The sequence below is a fragment of the Streptomyces sp. NRRL WC-3549 genome, assembly GCF_000721935.1.
Taxonomy (GTDB): Bacteria; Actinomycetota; Actinomycetes; order Streptomycetales; family Streptomycetaceae; genus Streptomyces.
Map to the genome: position 1 here is coordinate 137,762 of NZ_KL585418.1, position 3,014 is coordinate 140,775.

Below are 3,014 nucleotides of genomic sequence, written 5' to 3' on the forward strand. Positions count from 1 at the left end.
TGCGCGGCGACCGGCAGCCCGCCGTAGGCCTGGGCCTCCTCGACCGCCGCGCGGATCATCTCCGGCCGCAGCCCCAGCCACTCGGGCCGGTCGTGCGGGGAGGTGACGCCGCCGCTGGTGGCGAGCTTGACGCAGTCGGCGCCCGCCGCGACCAGCTCGCGTACCCGGGCCCGCATGGCGTCCACGGAGTCGACCAGGCTGCGCGGGCTCTCGGGGAAGGTGACGGCGACGGCCAGTCCGTCGATACCGCCGGCGAGGGTGAAGTCCGCGTGGCCGGCGCGCTGGCTGAGCATGGTGACCGACACCAGCAGCCGGGGGCCCGGGATCCTCCGCTCCGCCACCGCCTGCCGGAACCCCGCGTCCAGGCCCATCAGGTCGCGGGCGGTGGTGACGCCGTTCTCCAGGGTGACGCGCAGCCGCTCCAGGACCTTCAGGGTCCGGTAGCTGGGCAGTTCGTACAGGCCCTGGAGGGGGTTGCCGCCGGGTCCCGGCAGGGCGAGGTGCACATGGGTGTCGATGAAGCCAGGGCACACGGTCCGTCCGCCCAGATCCACCCGGACGGACGGTACGAGGTCCGCGGGCAGCGCGTCCGCGGGCCCGGCCCAGCGGACCGCCGCGTCCTCGACCAGCAGGGCGGCGTCGGGCACCGGGGGACGGCCGCTGCCGTCGATCAGCCGCAGACGGTGGAGGAGGATCCGTGTACCGGGCGCAGGGGCCGGTGTCGCGTCGAGAGGGGGCATCCACCAACGATCCGCCACGCCCCCGGCGGCCGCAGGCCCGAGAGGGCCGGACGGGCGCGGGACCGGCCCGTCCGGCCGCCCCGGGCGGGCGGACGGACCGGGGACCGGCTCAGGAGCCGACGCTCACCGTGAAGCGCCGCGGGTTGCCGTCGTTCGCCGCACCGGAGACGTCCGGCTCGCCGTCGGGGCGCACGTCGTCGTACGGGAACGCGTACCCGATGGGGGAGTTGGCGTGGACGACCCGGGACCAGTGGTTGGTCACCGCGCCCTGGTAGTAGTCCGCCACCGACGTGCCGTTCGGCTGCGACGGGTGGCTGAGCATGATCGAGCGGTTGAAGCCCGCCGCGATCCTGGCCAGCAGCGCCTTCTTGTCGTCCGAGTCGCCCGGGTTGTTCGTGAACGGGCCGTGGTTGCAGGTGAAGATGTCCTTCGACGTGGGCTTGGAGAAGGTGTGGCCCCCCTCGAAGGTCAGCGTGTCCCCGCTGACCCGGCCCGCCAGCGTGCCCCGGCCGCCCTGGAGGTCGATCCGCAGGTCGGTGGAGCGGTACTTCTCCCAGACCTCGTCGATCTGCGCCGTGAACAGGTCGCGGAACGGCATCTCGTCGGGCCGGTCGAAGTACGGCGCCATCAGGTTCTGCGGCGAGACGACCCGCAGCACCTGGCCGTCCGCCCCCCGGCTGACCAGCTGGTCCCACGGCTGCCCGTCCGCCGCCGCCTGAGCCGTCAGGTCGTCGGCGATGCGCTGCACGGCACCGTCCGGGAGCGGGGAGACGGTGTGGGTGGAGTCGCCCTCCAGGGTGAGGCCGATCGGCAGGGCGGTCACCAGGTCGACGTAGCTGATGTTCGCGTACAGCTGCTGCGGGTTGAAGGTGAACTCGGCGAACGACCAGGTGCGCCCGTAGTTCGGGTCGGTCGGCGTCGCGAAGGCGGGCTCGACCAGCGACGGGCCCGGGTTCAGGTAGAAGTCCAGCTTGTCGTCGCGGACGAAGTAGACCCGCGCCCCGTACATCTGGGGCAGCGTCAGCACCACCGGTCCCGCGCCCGCGCCGTTCAGCGGGATGGCGCAGTCCACCGGCAGCGGGGTCTGCGGGGCGCCCGGCGATTCGGGGCGGTACACACTGCCGTCGGCCCGCAGCAGCACCCAGCTGTCGGTGCCCTGCTCGTGGCCGGTGACGTACGCGTGCACGGTCCCGGGCAGCGAGCGGTTCTCCAGGGCCAGTTCGCACGTGGCGGCGGCAGCCGACGCGCGCGGGCTCAGGGAACCGCCCCAGAGCGGATAGGTGAGCGCGGTCGCGGAGGCGGCGGCGCCGGTCAGGAACATTCTGCGCGAAATCACGAAGGGACTCCCGGGGTGTGGGGGGCGGCAGACGGGATCGGAGGGAAGGCCACGAGGGGGGCCGTCCGCCGTGCCCACCACTTTCGCCATGCGCACGGCAAGCGTCAAGAGTTATGTCTGAGAGCGCTCTCAGGAACGAAGTTTCTTCACAACCCGACGCCATGGACCGGCACGTGCCGCCTCTCGCCCGTTCGCCGCGCACTTTCGGCGAACAGGTCCCGAACCCGGGGGCGCCACCGGTGCGGCAGGGGCGACTTGGACTAACGGGCGGCGGTTGTTGGACTGCTACCGCCCGCCGGGCTGCGGACCGTTGACCCCTGGTCCGGGAGCGGGATTACTCGTTCCCCATGTCCCTCAGATTCTCTTCGGCGGCCGTGGCCGCCGCCTGCGCCGCCGTCCTGGCCCTCGTGGGGACCGCGCTGCCGGCCTCGGCCGCCGGCCCGCCACCCGCCGCGGCACCGGTCGCGACCGATTCCGCGGCCGCCGCCGTCCTCACCTCCGCTCAGCTCTCCGTCGCCGTCGCCCGGGACTTCCCGCGCGTGCTGACCTACACCGACCGGGCCGGTGGCGCCCGGCTGTCCGGCAGCACGAAGCCGGTCACCGCCGTCACCCTCAACGGCACCGCGCACCCCGTGAAACTCAAGGGGGCGCCCGCCTTCACCGCCTCGACCGCCCGCTACACCCTGGTCTTCGACGACCTGCCGGGAGTGGAGATCGACGCCTCGCTCTCCGTCACCGGACGCGTCACCACCTTCCGGGTGACCGGCGTCCGGGACACCTCCGCCTTCCGGGTCGGCACCATCGACATCCCCGGGCACGACCTGGTCTCCGTGGCGTCCACCGACACCGGCGCCGCCACCGCCTTCACCCGGCTCGACCCGGACTCCACCCGGACCGCCGACGTCTTCGCGAAGGTCACCGGCTCGACGCCCGCCGAC

2 protein-coding genes and 1 pseudogene are annotated in these 3,014 nt (G+C 73.2%); 1 reads left to right on the forward strand and 2 read right to left on the reverse strand.

Annotated elements, in window-relative coordinates:
- Together IH13_RS0124195 and IH13_RS0124200 are read right to left on the reverse strand one after the other, a co-directional pair.
- Positions 1-740 (reverse strand): amidohydrolase family protein (locus tag IH13_RS0124195; protein ID WP_031087790.1); only part of this gene is annotated, 740 nt, incomplete at its 3' end.
- A gap of 109 nt (positions 741-849) precedes the next feature.
- Positions 850-2,061 carry a glycoside hydrolase family 64 protein gene (locus IH13_RS0124200; RefSeq protein WP_031087791.1) on the reverse strand — a complete coding sequence of 404 codons (1,212 nt, stop codon included), beginning with the start codon at positions 2,059-2,061 and terminating at the stop codon, positions 850-852.
- 362 nt (positions 2,062-2,423) lie between these two features.
- Here IH13_RS0124200 and IH13_RS0124205 point away from each other — a divergent pair.
- Positions 2,424-3,014, forward strand: a pseudogene (locus tag IH13_RS0124205) (hypothetical protein); the annotation flags it as partial.

Coding starts and splice junctions, on each gene's coding strand:
- IH13_RS0124200 (WP_031087791.1), bottom strand. CDS start 2,061: ATGTTCCTGACCGGCGCCGCCGCCTCCGCGACCGCGCTCACCTATCCG.